Source organism: Mesorhizobium sp. M2A.F.Ca.ET.037.01.1.1 (assembly GCF_003998075.1).
Classification (GTDB): domain Bacteria; phylum Pseudomonadota; class Alphaproteobacteria; order Rhizobiales; family Rhizobiaceae; genus Mesorhizobium.
This window is the reverse complement of record NZ_RZSA01001346.1, coordinates 1-1,370: the sequence shown is the minus strand read 5'-3', so window position 1 is coordinate 1,370 and position 1,370 is coordinate 1. Positions and strand designations below refer to the sequence as shown.

Sequence of the window (1,370 nt, the reverse complement as noted above, 5' to 3'; positions counted from 1 at the left end):
CTCCAAGACCTTCGGTCCCGTCCGCGCCCTGCAGGACGTATCGCTCACCGTCAATGCCGGCGAGCTGCATGCGCTGATGGGCGAGAACGGCGCCGGCAAATCGACGCTCATGAAGGTGCTGTCCGGCGCCTATCGGCCGGATGCCGGCGGCGAGATCCTGATCGACGGCACGCCGGTCGCCACCGGCGATCCGATCAAGGCCCGCGCCCAGGGCATCGCCGTCATCTACCAGGAACTTTCGCTGGCGCCGAACCTGACGGTGGCGCAGAACATCTTCCTCGGCAACGAGCCGCGCAGGTTCGGCATCGTCGATCGCGACCAGTGCAACCGCCGCGCCAGGGAAATCGTCGAGCGGCTCGGCGTTTCCTTTTCGGCGCGCGCCCTGGTCTCCAGCCTGTCGCTCGGCGAGCGCCAGCTGGTCGAGATCGCCCGCGCGCTGTCGACCAGTGCCCGCATCATCGTCATGGACGAGCCGACCACCTCGCTGACCTCGCGCGAAACCGACCGCCTGTTCGAGGTGATCGCGACGCTGAAGGCGCAGGGCATCGCCATCATCTACATCAGCCATCGCATGGAAGAGGTCTACCAGCTCGCCGATCGGGTCAGCGTATTGCGCGACAGCGGCTATGTCGGCACCCTCGAGCGCGCCGACCTCAACGCATCGCGCCTGGTCTCGATGATGGTCGGCCGCGATCTCTCGGCCTTCTACAAGAAGGATCACCGGCCGCCGGACCGACAGCGCCGCGTGGCGCTGTCGGTGCGCGGCATGTCGGACGGCGGATTGCTGAAGGACTGCTCGTTCGATCTTCACCACGGCGAAGTCCTGGCGCTGGCGGGGCTGGTCGGTTCCGGCCGCACCGAGCTTGCCCGGCTGATCTTCGGCGCCGACCGCCGCAGTGCAGGCGAGTTGGAACTCGACGGCAAGCCCCTTGCCATTGCTTCGCCGCGCGAGGCGCTGGAGGCCGGCATTGCCTACCTCACCGAGGACCGCAAGGAGCTCGGCCTGTTCCTCGACATGTCGATCGCGGACAACATCAATATGGGCGTGCTTGCGAAGGACGCGCGCGCCGGCGGTTTTCGCGATTTCACCGCCGCCGACAGGCGCGCGGCAAAGGCTATTGCGGACCTCTCGATCCGCACGCGCTCGGCGCAGGCCAATGCCGGCTCGCTGTCGGGCGGCAACCAGCAGAAGGTGCTGCTTGCCCGCCTGCTGGAGACCGAGCCCAAGGTCGTCATCCTCGACGAGCCGACGCGCGGCGTCGACGTCGGCGCCAAGTCGGAGATCTACCGGCTGATCGACAGCCTTGCTGGCAGGGGCATCGCCATCCTGATGATCTCCAGCGAGCTGCCCGAAGTGATCGGCGTAGCCG

The 1,370-nt window shown here is 67.4% G+C and carries 1 protein-coding gene; it reads left to right on the top strand.

Annotation, left to right across the window (positions count from 1 at the left end; translation table 11 throughout):
* Positions 1 to 1,370, top strand: a 1,370-nt coding sequence (locus EOA27_RS36605; protein ID WP_145970836.1) for a sugar ABC transporter ATP-binding protein, incomplete at both ends; no start/stop codon positions are given.